Here is a 15,606-nt window from a genome sequence, read left to right as displayed (position 1 = left end):
CGGGCGCCGACCGGATGGTGTCCCGGCCGGCGCGAAAGAGCCTGTGCCGCCGACGATCAGGCCAGCGGGCCGATGTCGCCGTAGAGCCAGTTGCCGGGCGCCTGCGGATCGGAGCTGGTGTAGTACTCGTGCCAGGCATCGAGCAGTTCCTCGACCGACAGCGAACCGCTGCCGTCGCGGTCGAGCCGCTCGAAAGCCAGGCGGCTGTTCTCGGGCGAGGTGCCGAAGGCACGCTGGTACTGGAAGAACTCCTCGGGGGAGACCTTGCCGTTGCCGTCGGCGTCGCACAGCGCGAACAGGGCCTCGGCGAGCGGACGGAAGCCTTCGCGATACATGTCGCCACTGGCGGCGAACTTGCGCAGGCCTTCGCGCCATTCGGTCTTGCTGATCAGGCCGTCGCCGTTGGTATCGAACTCGGTCGACACGTTCTCCCAGAAGTTCTGGAAGGCGACCAGCAGCGCCTGGGCCTTGGGGGAGTCGAACGGCGCGTCGAGGTAGGCGATGATGCGAGCCGCCAGGGCGATCACGTCCGCCCGTTCCATCACCCCGTCGCCGTTCTGGTCGCCGTGGCCGAAGCACACGTCGAACTTGCGGTCGAGCATGTCGGATACCACTGAAGTCATTGCTGACACCACCTCGTCAGTAAGGGAGGGACACGAACTGTGGAATCCCGCGGCGAAATCGCAAGGGATGCGGGAGATCTCGAAGTTAGACCGCGGCGATCAGTCGGTGCAATGGTCCAGTTAACGCCTCGAATGCCGGTCGCGACGTGCTCGTGACACCTAATCGCCAGGCCGCAGCGGGGTTGCCGAACTCGCGACGGCGCTGCCGGGCGATCGGGTTTGGCACGGTTTTCTGGTGAAGATGGCACGGAAAATTGGGCTCGGCCGCTCGCGGTCCGAATGCGCGGAAAGCGGTCGGGAAGAGACGAGTTCCCCTGTTATGCTTGTGTTTTCGCAGCTTGGGAGTTGTCGGCACGGTCGAGCTATCGGGGACAGGCGCGGAGGTGGGGTATGCGGATCTATGCGGGTGTGCGCGAAACCGATGAGCGGCAACACGGTGGGCGAGATGCACCCGGTGGACGCCGGGCGGGCCATTCGTCCGGCCGAACCGGTGATGCGGAGCCTTTTCCGTCTGGTTTGTCTGATTCAGGGCAATCGATGGGCGAACCCCCGCATCGGGAATTCGCGTGCCTGCTCGACACGGCAGGCCGAGGCGGCGGCGGGGGGATCGCCCTGCGCGGGCCCCGGGACCTGAACCGTCTGGCATTCGGGTGCCGGGTGCGCGCCGACGAGGACTTCACCGCCACCCTCTGGACCCTGAGCACGGGCTCGGTGCTGGTCGCCCGGCTGCGCACCTCGGGTATCACCGCCGAGCGCGACGGCGGCGCCGCCCGTGATCATTACGGCCAGTACCTGCAGTTGAGCTTGGTGATCGATGGCCGGGTCGCCCTCGAACAAGGGGGCGCCCGCTCTGTCGCGGCGTCAGGTCAGGCGTTCGCGGTCTGCCTCGACTCGCCGTTCCGGTCGGTGCTCTCGCGGGGTGAGGCGCGCGCCGTCGACGTGCTGCACCTGTATGTGTCGATGGGTGCGCTGACCGCTTGGGGTCTGGAACCCGCCGCGGCGGGCGGTCAGGTGTGGGCGCTGTCCGGCGCCGCGGTGTCGGCACTCCTGTTCGCACGCGACCTCGCCTGTGGCGCAACGAGTCCCGCGCATCTCGGCATCGCCGCCCGGATCGACGAGATCGTCTTCCGGTCGGCCGTGGTCGCGCTGCTGGAACGCGACCTGGCCGGGGCCGCGATCGAGATATCCACCGAGGACATGCTGCGCCGCCGCGCGATCGACGTCATCGACCGCGCTTTCACCGACCCGGCAATGAACCCCGACGAGGTGGCGCGACGACTGCACGTGAGCAGAAGGACACTGTTCCGCGCCTTCGAGCTGCAGGGCCTGTCCGTCGCCGGACTCATCCGCGCCCGCAGACTGGTCGCCGCAGCGACCGCGCTCAGCGAAAGCTCACGCAGTCTCCGCGAGATCGCCGAGACCTGCGGATTCCGCACGGCCGACCAGCTCTCCCGTGCATTCCGGGCCGAATACGGCGTGTCACCCGCCGCGTACCGCACCGCGCGCCGCGCCGACACACTCACCGCCCGGTGTGCGCGCCAACCCTTCGTGCACACCACCAGAACCGCGTTCTGATGCGGGTATGCGTGCAGATGTCAGACGCTGTAGCGCAGCGCCTGCTCCGAACGGCAGATGTCGTCGATACCCGCGACGATCTCCCGCAGCTGCTCCGAGGGCAGGGCCGACGGACGCAGCCGGCAGGTGAAGGTGATGAGGCCGTAGTCGGCGGGGGTCAGGCCGCGGGCGGCGGCCTCGGCCCGCAGGTACGGCGAACGCACACCGTAGGTCATCGCGGAGATGACGGTGAAGCAACCGGAGCGTTCGCGGTGCTCGGAGAACAGGTCGTGCAGGCCGTAGAACACCGAACCGTAGTTGGCCAGCGGTGCGAACACGCCCACACGGTAGGCGGGGCCGCGCTCGGAGGAGTTGATGACGGTGTCGGCCAGGTACTCGGCATCGCGCATGGTGAGCACCTTCGGCGCGAACATCAGCGCGCCCGCCGCCGCGTTGCGCACCGGCATACCGGCGCGTCCGCCCGCCGCCGAGGCGATCGCGCCCAACGACTTACGGGTGCGGGTGCCGACCTCGCGCCGCGCCCGCAGACCACGGGTGGGAGCGGTGGGGTACAGGCTCGACCACTGCCCGAACCGGACCGCGCCGAGGGTGACCTGTCCGGTGCCGACGGGGCGGGTGACCTTCAGCGGCGCGGTGTCGACCCAGCGTCCCACCTGCAGCGCCGCGCTCCCGGGGTTGGTGATCTCGGCGGTCGCGTGCTCGACGAAGGAATCGAAGTCGAGGAAGCGGTCGGCGTCGGTGGTGAGCCAGGTGTGGTCCTTGTCGACCTCGACCACATCGAGGGTGAGGGCGGTGATGATGCCCGCGCGCCCGCCCGCACCGAGGATGCGCTGGAACCGTTCGGTGTGATGGCCACGCCCGCAAGTGCCGATCCGGCCGTCGGGGTCGACGTACTCGAGGTCGACGATCTGATCGATGAACATGCCGTAGCGGTGCGAGGCGGTGCTCACGCCACCGACGGAGGCGAAACCGCCCGCGGTGATGTCGCGGTGGTCGCCGACCACGGGCAGGCCGAGGCCGTGCGCGCCGAGGCGCCGGTCGATCTCCGACAGCTTCGCGCCGGCCTGCACCCGCACCGTGCGGCGGCCGAGATTGATGTCGAGGACCGAGTTCATCTTGCGCAACGACAGCACGCCGCGCTGATCGGCCAGCCCGAACGAGGACTCTTCGGTCGGTTCGCCGCCACGTACCGTCAGACGTTCGGCTCGATCACGCGAATCACGCACGGTGCGAACGACATCCGCAGTGTCGGTGGGGAGATATTCTTCGGAGGTGACGGTATGCGGCGTGCCCATGACCGCATAGCTAACCACAGCGCGGCGATTCTGGCGACGGGTAGTTCCCACCTATTTCCGCGAGGGCGGAAGTTGCTTGCTGAACAGGACTTTTCCGGTCGCGTCACACAGGTCGACCGTCAATTCCCCGGTGCCGCCGTCGATGCGGACCTCGCCGAAATGCTGGTACTCGAGATCGAGCGGCGAGGTGTTCGGCGCCGGGGGCGCGTGCACGAAAACGGCCTCGGGTCCGAAGGTCGGATCGAGCGGGTTGGGACCGAAGGCGCCCGCGTTGAGCGGCCCGGAGACGAACTCCCAGAACTCGTCGAAATCGGTGAAGTTCGCGCGTGCGGGCGAGTAGTGGTGTGCGGCGGTGTAGTGCACGTCGGCGGTGAGCCAGACGACGTCGCGCACCTTGTTCGCCTTGATCGCCGACAGCACCAGGGCGATCTCGGATTCGCGGCCCGACGGCGCGCCCGGCGCGGCATTGGCGACGCCTTCGAACGCGGTCTTGCCGTCGGGGACCACCACGCCGATCGGCAGGTCGGCGGCGACGATCTTCCAGGTGGCCGTGGACTGCTTCAAACCATCGATGAGCCATGCCGTCTGGGCCGCACCGAGCACCTGGCCCTGGGGTCCGATGTTGGCGGTGTTGGCGTCTTTGTAGGCGCGCATATCGAGGACGAACACGTCGAGCAGCGGGCCGTAGGAGATCTTGCGGTAGAGCCGCCCGTCGACGGCCTCGCGCGGCTCGAGCGGCATCCACTCGTGGAACGCCTGCCAGGATCGGGTGGCGAGGGTGTCCATGTTGCGCTCGGTGTAGCCCTTGTCGGCGGCGACCGTGCCGCCGGGCGACCAGTTGTTGGTGGTCTCGTGGTCGTCCCACTGCACGATCTGGGCGACCGAGGCGTTGAAGCGGCGGTAGTTCTCGTCGGTGAGGTTGTAGGCGTAGTTGCCGCGGAACTGGTCGAGGGTCTCGGCGGGCTGGTTCTTGGCGTCGGCGGTGATATTGCGCCACACGCGGCCGTCGGGCAGCGTCACCGATTCCTTCAGCGCGTTGTCGGCATAGATGACGTCACCGGAATGCAGGAACAGGTGCGGGTCGCGAGCGGCCATGGTCGCGAAGACCTTCATGCCGCCGACGTCCGGATTGATGCCGAAACCCTGACCCGCCACGTCGCCGGACCACACCAGCGAGATGTCGGCGGGTGCGGTCGGGGCGGTGCGGAACACGCCGCTCAGCGTTTCCGAGGTGGCGCCGTCCTCGCCTTCGAGCCGTACCCGGTAGTGCACGAGTTGACCGGCGGGCAGGCCGTTCACCCGCACGCGGCCGGTGCCGTCGGAGGCGGGCGTGAGCAGCGGGCCGGTGAAACGTCGTACGTCACTGAACTTCTCGGTGGCCGCCGTCTCGACGACCAGCGTGGCGGGACGATCCGAGCGGGCCCAGATCAGCGCGCCGTCGCTGCGCGGGTCACCGACCGCGATGCCGTGGGTGAGAGTCGGCCTGGCCCGTACCAATCCGGGGCCGTCACCACAGGCGGCCAGCGCGGGGCCGGTGAGCACACCGAGAGCGGAGGCGCGCAGCAGCGTGCGCCGGGACATCGCGAAGTCGACCATGTCCTGCACCGTGCCCGGACGAGTCGAACGGGCGGTCGTGTGTACGGCAACAGCCGGTGAACGCTGCCGGACGGAAAGACTCACGTCCACCTGGGCGAAAGGAAGTGTTCAGCGATCAAAGACCCACGGCGGCAGCGGTTTCGGGGTACCAGCGGGTGCATTCGGCGCGGAGCGGGACTGCCGTCTGGAGTTGGCACAGGATGGCGACGCCGCCGAGGAACGAACGCAATAAGGGTGTGTCGGCGGGTGGCATGGTGAGCTGGCGCAGGATGTTCGACAGGCTCAGGTCGGTGGCCAGGCGGACCTGCTCGCGCAACCAGTCCGCCGACAGCGGGTAGGTCGGGGACATGAGTGCTTCGCGAACAGGGCGGAGACGCTCGGCGACGGTGGCGATGTCGAGGTCGCCGCCGGGGGCGACATAACCGTGGCGGCGCAGCGCGGCTTCGAGGTCGGCCACGGATTCGGCGACGACGGCGGCGCCCACGTCACCGGCGACGGTGAGGAATGCGGGCGTCCAGGGCGTGCACGCACCGAAGTCGACCACCCCGAGCCGCCCGTCGGGCATGCGCAGGAAGTTGCCGGGGTGCGGGTCGCCGTAGATGAGGGAGGCGCGCGCCGGCGCGGAGAACAGGAATCGCAGGATGAGTACGCCCAGCCGGTCGAGCTCGGCAGGTTCGGCACGAGCGATCAAGCGCGACAGCGGGATTCCGTCGAGCCACTCGGTGACCAGCACGTCACCGCGCTGCGCGATCACCCGGCCGACCACCACGTCCGGGTCGTGGCGCAGGGCGGTGCGGAAGTGCTCGAGGTTGGCGGCTTCGCGGGCGTAGTCGAGTTCGGCGCCGATCTCCTCGCACAGCGCCTCGATCACCGGACGGGTCTCGGCACCCGGCAGCAAGGCGGTGAACAGGGGAGTGGCGCGGCGCAGGACGCTCAGATCCGCCAGCACCGCTTGCCGCGCACCGGGGTACATGACTTTCACCGCCACCGGTGTGCCGTCGTGCCAGCGGGCCCGGTGCACCTGACCCACCGATGCGGCCGCCGCGGCGCGGTCGTCGAACTCGAGGAACAGCGAACGCCAGCGAGGGCCCAGATGGGTGGCGAGTTCAGTGTGGACGGCGGCGGGCAGCATGGCGGGGGCCGAGTCGTGCAGGCGGGCAAGGGCTCGGCTGTACGGTTCGGCGAGATCGGGGGCGAGCCCGAGTTCGAGCAGGCCGAGCAACTGGCCGAGTTTGGCGACGCAGCCTTTGAGTTCGCCGAGCACCTGGAAGAGGTGTTCGGCGGTGCGGTGGCGGATCTCGCGCTCCACAGTGGCCGCGTCGCGTCCGGCCGCCCGTCGGCCGATCCCCGCTACGCGTCTGCCCATATAGGCGACGGGCACCGCTGCCAGCCTGGTGCCCCGGGCGACCCGGCCGGTGGGCGGCGCCCCATCGGGCTTGCGGCGGGGAAAACGCACGACACGACCCGCGTCGAATTCATCTGCGGCCATGTCCACCTCGCCCTCCCCGTCGACGGCCACGCGACCCACATCCTCGGCCCGCGTGTGCGGCACACGTTACCAACCGGTCGTGGTGGCGTCCGCACATCAGGACCTGTCGAACAGGCGACTGCCCGAGCAGAGATGCGCCTGCGTGGATCCGCTGCCAGGTGCCCCCGGGCTCAGCCGGACCGAACCGCAGGCGGAGCTGAGCCGAATATCGCGAGGCGGCTCAGCCGAGGGCGCCGAGTCGGTGCAGGCTGCCGTGGATCTCCTGGGTCCAATCCCGGTGGGCCAGCTGGGCGTAGTCGACCCAGAACATCCCGATTCCGTCGCGGGTGCCGCGCAGCAGGCCGCCCTGGATGTCGGCCTCGAGGACCACGGCCATGCCCGTTTCGGTAGCGATGAAGGTGACCTCGAGCTGGTTCACCCGGGGAAAATGCGGGGAGCGGCCGAATTCGAGTTCCTGGTAGAACGGCAGCCGCTGCGGTGTGCGGTTGATCCGGCCCGCCTCCACGTCGGTGCGCAGCAGCGGAAAACCCATGCGCCGCACCGCGTCCAGCACCACGTGCTGAGCGGGCAGCGCGCCGATGCCGATCGGATCGGTGTCGGTGGAATCGACCGCACCGTGCAGATCGACCACGGTGCGCAGGGCGACCGCCGCGCCGGGCAGGTGGTGGCCGTCGAAGAAGGTGATCGGGGTTTCCAGCGGAACAGGTGCGGCGAAACGGAATTCGGTGATCCGGCCGGCACCGAGCGTGAACGGCCCGGTGACGGCGACGCGGCCGAACGCCTGGTCGGCGACGCGCTCCTCACCGTCGGCGTATTCGCGCTCGACGCGGGTGATGAACTCGACGGCCACCTGCCCGACCGCCTGATCGACACGCCCACCGCGCAACCGGATGACACCCTCGACGAGACCACCCGGTTGCACACCGGGAGTGAACAATTCGGTGTCGACCTCGGCGCCGCCGACACCGGCCGCGGCCAGCATTTGCTTGAACATGTGACCAGTCTGGCCGACGGCCCTTACGAGATGCTTATCAGGCGCGGTGCCGAGCCGGCCTGCGGCACAGGGGGATCGGTGTCAGCTGGCGGCGCGGTCGGGGATGCGGGTGGCCTCGATCTGGTGATCGGTAGGCTTCACACCCTTCTTGAGGCTGTGGGCGTACACGTCGACGTATTCCTGACCGGTCAGGCGCATCAGCTCGTACATCACCTCGTCGGTGACGGCGCGCTCGACGAAACGGTTGCCGCTCATGCCCTCGTACCGCGAGAAGTCCAGCGGCGCACCGAACTTCAGCGTCACCCGGTGACGACGCCACTTGAACGGTCCGGGCGGGGACACCTTGTCGGTGCCGATCACCGCGACCGGGATGACCGGGACACCGGTCTCGAGCGCGAGCCGGGCCATGCCGGTCTTGCCCTTGTAGAGGCGGCCGTCGGGGGAGCGGGTGCCCTCCGGGTACAGGCCGACCAGGCGGCCCTCGTCGAGCAGCTTCTTGGCCGCGTTGAGCGCGTCCTCGGCGGCGGTGGCGCCGCTGCGGTCGATCGGGTACTGGCCGGTGCCCGAGAAGAAGAACTTCTGCAGACGGCCCTTGAAACCGGGGGTGGTGAAGTACTCCGCCTTGGCCAGGTAGTTGATGCGGCGCGGGCTCAGCAGCGGCGCGAACAACCAGTCGGCGAAGGAGAGATGGTTACCCGCCATGATGGCCGGCCCGTCGGTCGGGATGTTCTCCACACCTTCCACAACGGGTCGGTTGTACAGGTGCATGAACGGTCCCACGAGTACGAACTTGAGCAGCCAGTAGAACATGGCGTCCTTTCCCCGGGGACCGGGATGGTCGTGTGCAGCCTCGTCGGAAAACGACTTTACCGCTGGTCGCAGGTCACAACCAACCAGGACGGTAGCCGACGGGCATGGGTGTGACCCTCATCTCCCGGTAGTACCCGCCAGCGGCGTTCCAATCGCCGCCCGGGCCAATTCGGCGGCCCCGATCATGCCCGCCGCCTCGCCGAGCTGGGTCGTGCGCAACCGCACGAGGGGGCGATGACCCGAGCCGGTGACTGCACTCGCGTAGTGCTCGCGGGCCTCGTCGAGGAACAGCGGCGCCGAACTGCTCACCCCACCGGCGATCACCACGAGATCGGGGTCGAAGATGTCGCTGACGAAGGCGAGCCCGAGCCCGAGCCAGCGCGCGAAGTCCGACATCACCCGCACCGCGAGCGGGTCACCGTCCTGGGCGGCACCGGCCACCCGTCGGCCGGTGAGCGAACCGGGATCGCGGATCACATCGCGCGCGAGCACCGAACGCACGGGGTCGGTGGCGAGCATTTCGATCGCGGTGTCGGCCAGCGCGGTTCCGCTGCAATAGCGCTCCCAGCAGCCGCGTTTGCCGCACGCGCAGGCGCGGCCGTCCGGGACCACCTGCAGGTGGCCGAGTTCGGGTGCGACGCCGTGGCTGCCGCGGTAGAGCCGGCCGTCGATGAGCAGGGCCGCGCCGATGCCGGTGCCGATCGCCACGAGGACGACGGTGTGCCCGCCTGCCGCCGCGCCGAAGCGGTACTCGGCCCAGCCCGCCGCGTTGGCGTCGTGCTCGAGGATCACCGGCAGTTCCAGCCGGGTGGTGAGCCGCTGAGCCACCGGCGCGTCCTGCCAGGGCAGGTGCGGGGCGAACCGGACGGTGGTGCGGTCGGCGGAGATGAACCCGGCCACCGCGAGCCCCACCGCCGCGATGGGATGCCTGCGGGCCAGTTCGCGCACGGACCGGTCGATGGCGGCCTCGAGCGCGCGGGCCGAATGCGGTGTCGGCGCCTGCACGGTGTCGAGCACCTCACCGTCGGCGTCGACGACGGAGGCGCGGATATTCGTGCCGCCCACGTCGACTCCGACGGTCAGTGGGTGGGTACTCGCCTGGCTCATCCCCGGATCGTGACCGGAATATCGACATAACGCGAGCGTGGCGCGCGGGCGCCCGCGGGCCGCTCCTCGCCGTGGGCCGGACGTGTGCCTGCACCGGCGGTGAACTGCCCTGTGCCCGACGCGGTTTCGTCCGCCGGTTCCGGGGTGATGTGCGGGGTACGTGCGCTGAATTCGTCGACCCGGCGTGGGCGGGGGGTCGGCTGTTCACCGAGACCGGTGGCCCGAGAGGAATCCTTGGGCGTAGCGGACCCGTCCGACCGCGGCGAGGCCGGTCGATCACCACGCGGGCCGCTCGGCGCGTGCGGGTTCCGATGATCGCCGTGCGTGGCACCGGCACCGTTCGTCGGATGCGCCCCGGGCGCTTCGTCGGTCGGCTGGTATCGCTGTGCCCCCGTGGCATTCGCGCGCGCGTGCCCGGGGTGGCCCGCGGCGTGATCGGCCCATTCCGGGGGCAGGACCGGCTCCACGGGGACGCCGGCGAGGGCTTCGCGCAGGACCGTCACCATCGAGGTGCCGTGTTCGGCGAGGGCGGCGACGACGTCGTGGTGGTCGCCGCGGACCAGGGCCGCGGCCGCGCATACCGGGCACCAGGCGCAGCCGCCGAGGTCGGCCGCGCCGTCGGCGGCGGTGCGGCGCAGCACCGGTTCGACGCGCGCGAGCAGCACCTCGGCGAGCAGGCGCAGTTCTTCGGCGAACTCGGCGAAACCGTCGTGGTTGCGGTCGGACTGCCTGTCACTGCTCATGTGCGCCTGGCCTTCGTGTAGTTCGGATCGGCGGGCCACACCTGCGGATCGGGCCGGAACCGGACAACGAGATGACCGTCGTCGAGCTCGGCGCCCGCCACCGTGCAGCGGCGAAGCACCGGCGCGAGGCGCACCCTGGTGCGCACCCCGTCAGCTCCCACGATCAGATCGTCCTCCACTCGGCCCAGCCGCAAGGTGCCGGGATCGACCACCGGCAGCCGCATCCGCATCGCGTACACGGAGTCGACGCCGGAGCCCGACTCCCATCGAACCATCGGTTCCCCCGATTCCGCAGCCCCGAGCGATGGGCGGGGCAGCGTGTCGACCGAATAGGAGAACGCGGACAGCGCGCTCAGCCCCACCGGTTCGGCCCCGGCGTGCTTGGCGACGACGATCGGGACATCGGTGAGCTGCTCGTGTAACCGCGCGACCACCTCGAGTTGTTCGGCGCGCCGATTCAGATACCAGTGCACCGCCGGGTGCGCGTTCTCACCGGGCGGCGGGACGGGTGCGAGCACCTTGTTCACCACCACCGCGTCCAACCGCAGGCCGAGCAGTGCCGCGGCCGAACGCACCCGCCGCGCCTCGGCCACCGCGACCTGCTCCGGTCCGGTGACCAGGCGGGCACTGGTGCGGGCGCGGTCGGCGAGCAGGTCACGCACCTGGGTCACCGCGTTCACCACCCGCTCCACCGCCGCAGCCAGTACCGCTTTACGCAGGTCCGTGCCGATCGCGCTCATCGCGCGAGCGTGCTTGGGCCAGAGCCGTTCCAGGTAGTTGAGCAAGGTGTCGGGGGCGGTGACGATCCGCAGCATGTCGGCCGAGGGCGGACAGTCGACCACGATGACGTCCCAGTCGTTCTCCTCGGCGAACTGCCCGATCTCCACCAGCATCAGCAGTTCCTGCACCCCGGGCAGCCCGGTGAGCTCGGCGGGATCGAGTGCGGCCAGGTCGATGCCGTGATCGTGGCCGCTGCCCTTGTCCAGCATCCGCACCACATCGCGGAACCGGTCCTCGAGCAGGGCGAGGGAATCGATCTCGATCACCTCGAGACCCGGCGCCACCCGCGCCACCCCGGCCACCGTGCCCGGGTCGTGCGGGAAACGGAAACCCAGCGCGTCGCCGAGGGAATGCGCCTGATCGAGCGAGGCGATGAGCACCCGTTCGCCGGCGCGCGCGTAGGACATGCCCGTCGCGCAGGCCAGCGTCGTCTTGCCGACCCCGCCCTTGCCGACGAACAGTTCGACGCGGGTGATGCCCGGGGCGCTCAGCCCTCGACCCGCTTCTTCAGTTCGTTCAGCGCCGTATCGGTGATCACCTTCTCGGCCTTGCGCTTGAACATGCCGATCATCGGGATGTTCAAGTCGACGGTGAGCTCATAGGTCACCTCGGTGCTGCCGTCGGGACGGTCGAGCAGTTCGTAGCTGCCATCCTGGGCTTTCTGCAAATCGCCCTCGAGCAGGTGCCAGCTCACCGCCTTGCCGTCGGCACGCCAGCTGTAGCTGAGGGTGTAGGCGTCCTTGACGACGCCCGCGTCGAGCACGAAGCGCGCGGTCGCGGCCCGGCCCGCCGCGTCGGTGCCCAGCACCTCGACCGATTTCGCCGCGGCCACCCATTCCGGGTAGGACTCCAGATCGGCGATAACGGCCATCACCTGCTGCGACGGCGCCTCGATGACGATCGATCTCTTGGTCCGGTCGGGGGCCATGGATTCCTTTCGTTACAGCGCCGAGGCGGGGGCGACGCCCGCGGGGCGGCCCGCTTCCAGCCGTGCCTTCAGTTCGAACGACATGTCCTTGCCCGCGACCCGCCGCGCGCGGTTGGCGGCGGCCAGCGCACGCGGCGTGAGCGGCTTGCTCGCAGTGGGCTCGGCGTGCAGGAAGTAGTGCAGGATCGCGCCGTCGGCGACGGCCTCGAGCCACACCTCCATGGTGCCGGTCAGCGGGCCCGCGACCGTCCAGCGGATGCCCTTGTCGCCCCGGTCCTCCCGCACGTCGAGGTGCAGGTCGGGCCACCAGCGGCGCCAATTGTTCGGTGCGCCGAGCACCTCGGCGATCGCGGCGGGCGGCGCGGCGAGAAAGGTCTGATCGGCGACCTGGATACTGCTCACCTCGCTGAGAGTAATGGACGCGCCACCGCGACAGTCCGGGGTGTCATCCGAGCAGTTGCCGCAGACGGGCTCCCTGGCGATCCCAATGCCAGTTCCGCTGCACCCATTCGCGGCCCGCGGCACCCATGCGCGCGGCGTTGTCGCGGTCGGTGAGCAGCTCGACGATGGCATCGCTGATCTGCGGCAGCGAACGACCGTGCACCACCAGACCGGTCTCGCCCTCGCGCACCGTCTCCGGCGCCCCACCGGAATCGCCTGCCACCACCGGCACCCCGGTCGCGGATGCCTCGAGGAACACGATGCCGAGGCCCTCCACGTCCAGCCCGGCGCCACGGGTGCGGCACGGCATGGCGAACACATCGGCGATGGTGTGGTGGGCGGCGAGCTCACCGGAGGGGACGCGGCCGGTGAACACCACGCTGTCACCGAGGTCGAGGGCCTCGGCCAGGCCGCGCAACCGGTTCTCGTACGGTCCGCCGCCCGCGATGACCAGCACCGCGCCGTCGACCCGTTCCCTGATCTCGTTCATCGCGACGATGAGCATGTCCTGGCCCTTGCGTGGCACCAGTCGCGACAGACACAGGACGGTCGGCCGGTCGCCGAGGCCGTAGCGGGCGCGTAGCTCGGCGCGGGCGCCCGGGTCGGGGCGGAATTCGGACGGGTCGACGCCCGGGGGCAGATGTTCCAGCGCCGCGCGCGGACCGAACGCCGAGGCGAACCGGCCTCGGGTGTACTTGCTGACGTAGGTGACCACATCGGTGTTCTCGCCGATCGTGCGCAGCACCTGGCGCGAACCGGGCAGCATCGACCAGCCGACCTCGTGCCCGTGGGTGCTGGCCAGGATGCGTTCGGCGCCCGCTCGTCGCAGTACGGGCGCCATCGCGGCCAGTGGCGCGGCGGCACCGAACCAGACTGTGTCGCAATCGTTTTCGCGCAACAGCGCACTTGCTCGCTTGATCACGGCTGGGGTGGGAAGCATGAGTGTGGTCGGGTGGCGGACCACGCGGAACTTCTGGGTGGCGTCGAACTTCTCGTGACTGTCACCGCGCCAGCGGGGGGCGTAGACGACGAGGTCCTCCGGGGGCAGCTGCTGGGTCAGTGCCTGCAGATAGGACTGGATACCACCCGGCCGAGGTGGGAAATCGTTGGTAACCAGGAGAGTTCGGGCCATAGTGAACAACCTAATGTGTCGGTGCCTCGACGAGGGGCGGCGGTCGGGCGAGGTGGCCGGTGGTCAGACAGCGTGGGCGCGCAGCCAGGAGCGCCAGCCGTCGAGCAGCTGGGATCGGGAGGCACCGAGCACGGTGGTGATCGCCGCGTCCTGTGCTGCGGTCGACTGCGAGCCCTGCGCGAGCTGCCGGTACAGCTGGGTGAGCGCGGCCGGACCGTGCTGGTCGGCGATGTAGGCGCACGCGCTCCACGCCGATTCGTAGGCGAAGGCGGCGTCGGTGCCGGTGAACTCGGCGTCGGTGACCAGGTCGGCAGGCAGCGTGCCCGCCCGTAATCGGGTGGTGAGTGTCGGGGCGATCTGCGAGAAGGTCTGACCGCTCGCGCGCTGGGCGACGTACTCGGCGAACCCCTCGAGTAGCCACTGCGGTGCACCGTCGACGGTGACCGCACGTGTGGCGACGTGGGTGAGTTCGTGGCGCAACAGGGTCGCCATGCCTTCGTCACCGACGCGGCGACGGGCATCGGGGTTGAACACGATGCGCTGCTCGGTGGGCTCGGTACCGGGTACGTAGGAGCCGGTCAACGACACCGCGGCCACGTCGGCGGTGGTCGACGCCCCCGCCCGGCGGGTCAACGCGGTGAACTCGGCGCTGTTGCTCGCGACCACGATGACTGGTGCCCGGTTCCACTCGGTGCCCCACACGGCGCTGACGTCGGCGATCGCGGGCGCGAGCTGGGCCTCGAGCACCTCGAGATCGGCTTCGTGGCCCGGATGAGCGACCACCAGCGCGGTGTCGGCGCCACCGGCCTCGACCTGACGCACCAGGATCGGGCCGAACGGCTGCACCTCGCGGCGCACCGGGGCCAGACGCGGATCGTCGATGCCGACGGTCGTGCCGAGCACCTCGGCCTGATCGGTGGCCAGCTGCAGCGGTCCGGCGTTGCGCGGCACCAGGATCAGGGCGACGCACGCCCCGGTCAGCAGGGTGACCGACGCGAGCGTGAGACAGAATTCGAGTCGGCCACGCGCCGACAGCCAGGTGCGCACGTTCACGGCCTCAGTATCGCCGGGCCGAGTGATAGGGGGTGGTGTCGATCGGTGCGACGGCGACGGGTACGCCGAAGGTGGAGGCGTGCACCATCATTCCGTTGCCCGCGTAGATCCCGACGTGCGAGATCTCCGGATAGAACAGCACCACGTCACCGGGTTGCAGATCTTCCTTGGCGACGGGCGTGCCGTACCCGGCCTGCGCGGAACTGGTACGCGGGACGTTCTTGCCGACCTGCTTGAAGGCCCACTGCACGAGACCGGAGCAGTCGAACTGGTCGGGGCCCGTGGCGCCCCACACGTACGGATCGCCGACCCGGGTGAGGGCGGCGGCCAGCGCGCTCGTTCCGCTGCCGGGAACGAGGCCCGCGAGCAGGCTGTCGCGATCGAAGCCGGGCGGGAAGGGGGAGCCGGCGAGAGTTGACTTGTCGCGGGCCGACAGCGCGCCCCACGCCTCGACGACCTGGGTGGTCGCGGCCGCGAGGTCGGCACGCTTGCGGTCGACATCGGCGCGCACGGCCTCGGCGGCGGCGGTCGCGGCGCGGGCGGCATCGGCGGCGGTGCGGGCGGTGGTCTCGGCGGCGGTCGCCGCGTCGGCGGCCTTCTTGAATTCGCGGACCGAGTCGGCGGTCTGCTGGGACAGCACGTCGAGGGTAGACATCTTGTCCAGCAGTTGCTGGGGGGAGTTGCTCGACAGCACGGCGAACATGCGGTCGGTGCGCGCGCCGGTGTAAGCGGCCACGGCGGCGCGGTCGATCATCGGCTGGAACTTGCGCACCTCGGCGCGGGCGGCGTCGGCTACGGCCGTCGCGGCGGCGAGCGCGGCGTCGACATCGCGCTGGACGGCCAGTTTCGCGTCGAGTTCGCTTTGCGCGGTGAGGGATTCCTGGTTGACCGCTTCGGCCTGCCGGGACAGGTCGACCATGCGGGCGATCGCGTCACCGGCGGTGGTGGGGAGGGCGACCGGGTCGGCCGAGGAGGGGCCGGCCACGGCGGCGGTGCATACCAGGACGGTCGCGGACAGGGCTCCGGCCAATCCACGCGCT

At 69.9% G+C, this 15,606-nt stretch carries 15 protein-coding genes; 1 reads left to right on the top strand and 14 read right to left on the bottom strand.

The window, feature by feature from the left end; all coding sequences use genetic code 11:
* Nucleotides 1–56 precede the first annotated feature (56 nt).
* Nucleotides 57–623: an EF-hand domain-containing protein gene (locus tag NCO8_RS25795; protein ID WP_084457476.1), complete on the bottom strand. Its 567-nt coding sequence runs from the start codon at nucleotides 621–623 to the stop codon at nucleotides 57–59.
* A gap of 537 nt (nucleotides 624–1,160) precedes the next feature.
* Here NCO8_RS25795 and NCO8_RS25790 point away from each other — a divergent pair.
* A complete protein-coding gene (locus NCO8_RS25790; RefSeq protein ID WP_067642996.1) occupies nucleotides 1,161–2,198 on the top strand; it encodes a helix-turn-helix transcriptional regulator in 1,038 nt (345 codons plus the stop codon).
* Nucleotides 2,199–2,218: 20 nt separating this feature from the next.
* Here the strand turns inward: NCO8_RS25790 and NCO8_RS25785 are convergent, their stop codons facing one another.
* The 13 genes from NCO8_RS25785 to NCO8_RS25725 all read right to left on the bottom strand — a co-directional run bounded on the left by NCO8_RS25785 (nucleotide 2,219) and on the right by NCO8_RS25725 (nucleotide 15,596).
* The gene (locus NCO8_RS25785; RefSeq protein ID WP_067495966.1) at nucleotides 2,219–3,493 is read right to left on the bottom strand and encodes an FAD-binding protein; all 1,275 of its coding nucleotides are present in this window, start codon (nucleotides 3,491–3,493) and stop codon (nucleotides 2,219–2,221) included.
* Nucleotides 3,494–3,544: 51 nt separating this feature from the next.
* Entirely contained in the window at nucleotides 3,545–5,089 is a 1,545-nt protein-coding gene (locus tag NCO8_RS25780) for an alkaline phosphatase D family protein (RefSeq protein ID WP_157105099.1), read from the bottom strand.
* Between the two features lie 115 nt (nucleotides 5,090–5,204).
* Nucleotides 5,205–6,608, bottom strand: a complete 1,404-nt coding sequence (locus NCO8_RS25775; protein ID WP_245655497.1) for an ABC1 kinase family protein — start codon at nucleotides 6,606–6,608, stop codon at nucleotides 5,205–5,207.
* A 190-nt stretch (nucleotides 6,609–6,798) separates the two neighbouring features.
* Nucleotides 6,799–7,572, bottom strand: a complete 774-nt coding sequence (locus NCO8_RS25770; RefSeq protein ID WP_067642990.1) for a sporulation protein — start codon at nucleotides 7,570–7,572, stop codon at nucleotides 6,799–6,801.
* Between the two features lie 81 nt (nucleotides 7,573–7,653).
* Nucleotides 7,654–8,382: a lysophospholipid acyltransferase family protein gene (locus tag NCO8_RS25765; RefSeq protein ID WP_067495956.1), complete on the bottom strand. Its 729-nt coding sequence runs from the start codon at nucleotides 8,380–8,382 to the stop codon at nucleotides 7,654–7,656.
* A gap of 117 nt (nucleotides 8,383–8,499) precedes the next feature.
* The gene (locus NCO8_RS25760; RefSeq protein WP_067495953.1) at nucleotides 8,500–9,489 is read right to left on the bottom strand and encodes an ROK family protein; all 990 of its coding nucleotides are present in this window, start codon (nucleotides 9,487–9,489) and stop codon (nucleotides 8,500–8,502) included.
* On the bottom strand, nucleotides 9,486–10,232 hold the full coding sequence (locus NCO8_RS32055) for a serine/threonine-protein kinase (RefSeq protein ID WP_067642986.1): 747 nt from the start codon (nucleotides 10,230–10,232) through the stop codon (nucleotides 9,486–9,488). Before NCO8_RS32055 ends, NCO8_RS25760 begins: the two co-directional genes overlap by 4 nt.
* Nucleotides 10,229–11,473 (bottom strand): ArsA family ATPase, encoded by a 1,245-nt coding sequence (locus NCO8_RS25750; protein ID WP_084457475.1) that lies wholly within the window; start codon nucleotides 11,471–11,473, stop codon nucleotides 10,229–10,231. Before NCO8_RS25750 ends, NCO8_RS32055 begins: the two co-directional genes overlap by 4 nt.
* Nucleotides 11,474–11,499: 26 nt before the next feature.
* Entirely contained in the window at nucleotides 11,500–11,940 is a 441-nt protein-coding gene (locus NCO8_RS25745) for an SRPBCC family protein (RefSeq protein WP_067642982.1), read from the bottom strand.
* A gap of 12 nt (nucleotides 11,941–11,952) precedes the next feature.
* On the bottom strand, nucleotides 11,953–12,342 hold the full coding sequence (locus tag NCO8_RS25740; protein ID WP_067642979.1) for a polyketide cyclase / dehydrase and lipid transport: 390 nt from the start codon (nucleotides 12,340–12,342) through the stop codon (nucleotides 11,953–11,955).
* 43 nt (nucleotides 12,343–12,385) lie between these two features.
* The gene (locus NCO8_RS25735) at nucleotides 12,386–13,513 is read right to left on the bottom strand and encodes a glycosyltransferase family 4 protein (RefSeq protein WP_067642977.1); all 1,128 of its coding nucleotides are present in this window, start codon (nucleotides 13,511–13,513) and stop codon (nucleotides 12,386–12,388) included.
* Between the two features lie 63 nt (nucleotides 13,514–13,576).
* Nucleotides 13,577–14,566, bottom strand: coding sequence for a peptidase MA family metallohydrolase (locus NCO8_RS25730; RefSeq protein WP_084457474.1), 990 nt, complete (start codon nucleotides 14,564–14,566; stop codon nucleotides 13,577–13,579).
* Nucleotides 14,567–14,570: 4 nt separating this feature from the next.
* Nucleotides 14,571–15,596, bottom strand: a complete 1,026-nt coding sequence (locus NCO8_RS25725) for an NlpC/P60 family protein (RefSeq protein ID WP_067642972.1) — start codon at nucleotides 15,594–15,596, stop codon at nucleotides 14,571–14,573.
* Nucleotides 15,597–15,606 lie beyond the last annotated feature (10 nt).

The sequence above is a fragment of the Nocardia coubleae NBRC 108252 genome (genome assembly GCF_001612805.1).
GTDB lineage: Bacteria > Actinomycetota > Actinomycetes > Mycobacteriales > Mycobacteriaceae > Nocardia > Nocardia coubleae.
The sequence above is the reverse complement of the archived record's forward strand: the minus strand, read 5'-3'. Positions and strand labels throughout refer to the sequence as shown.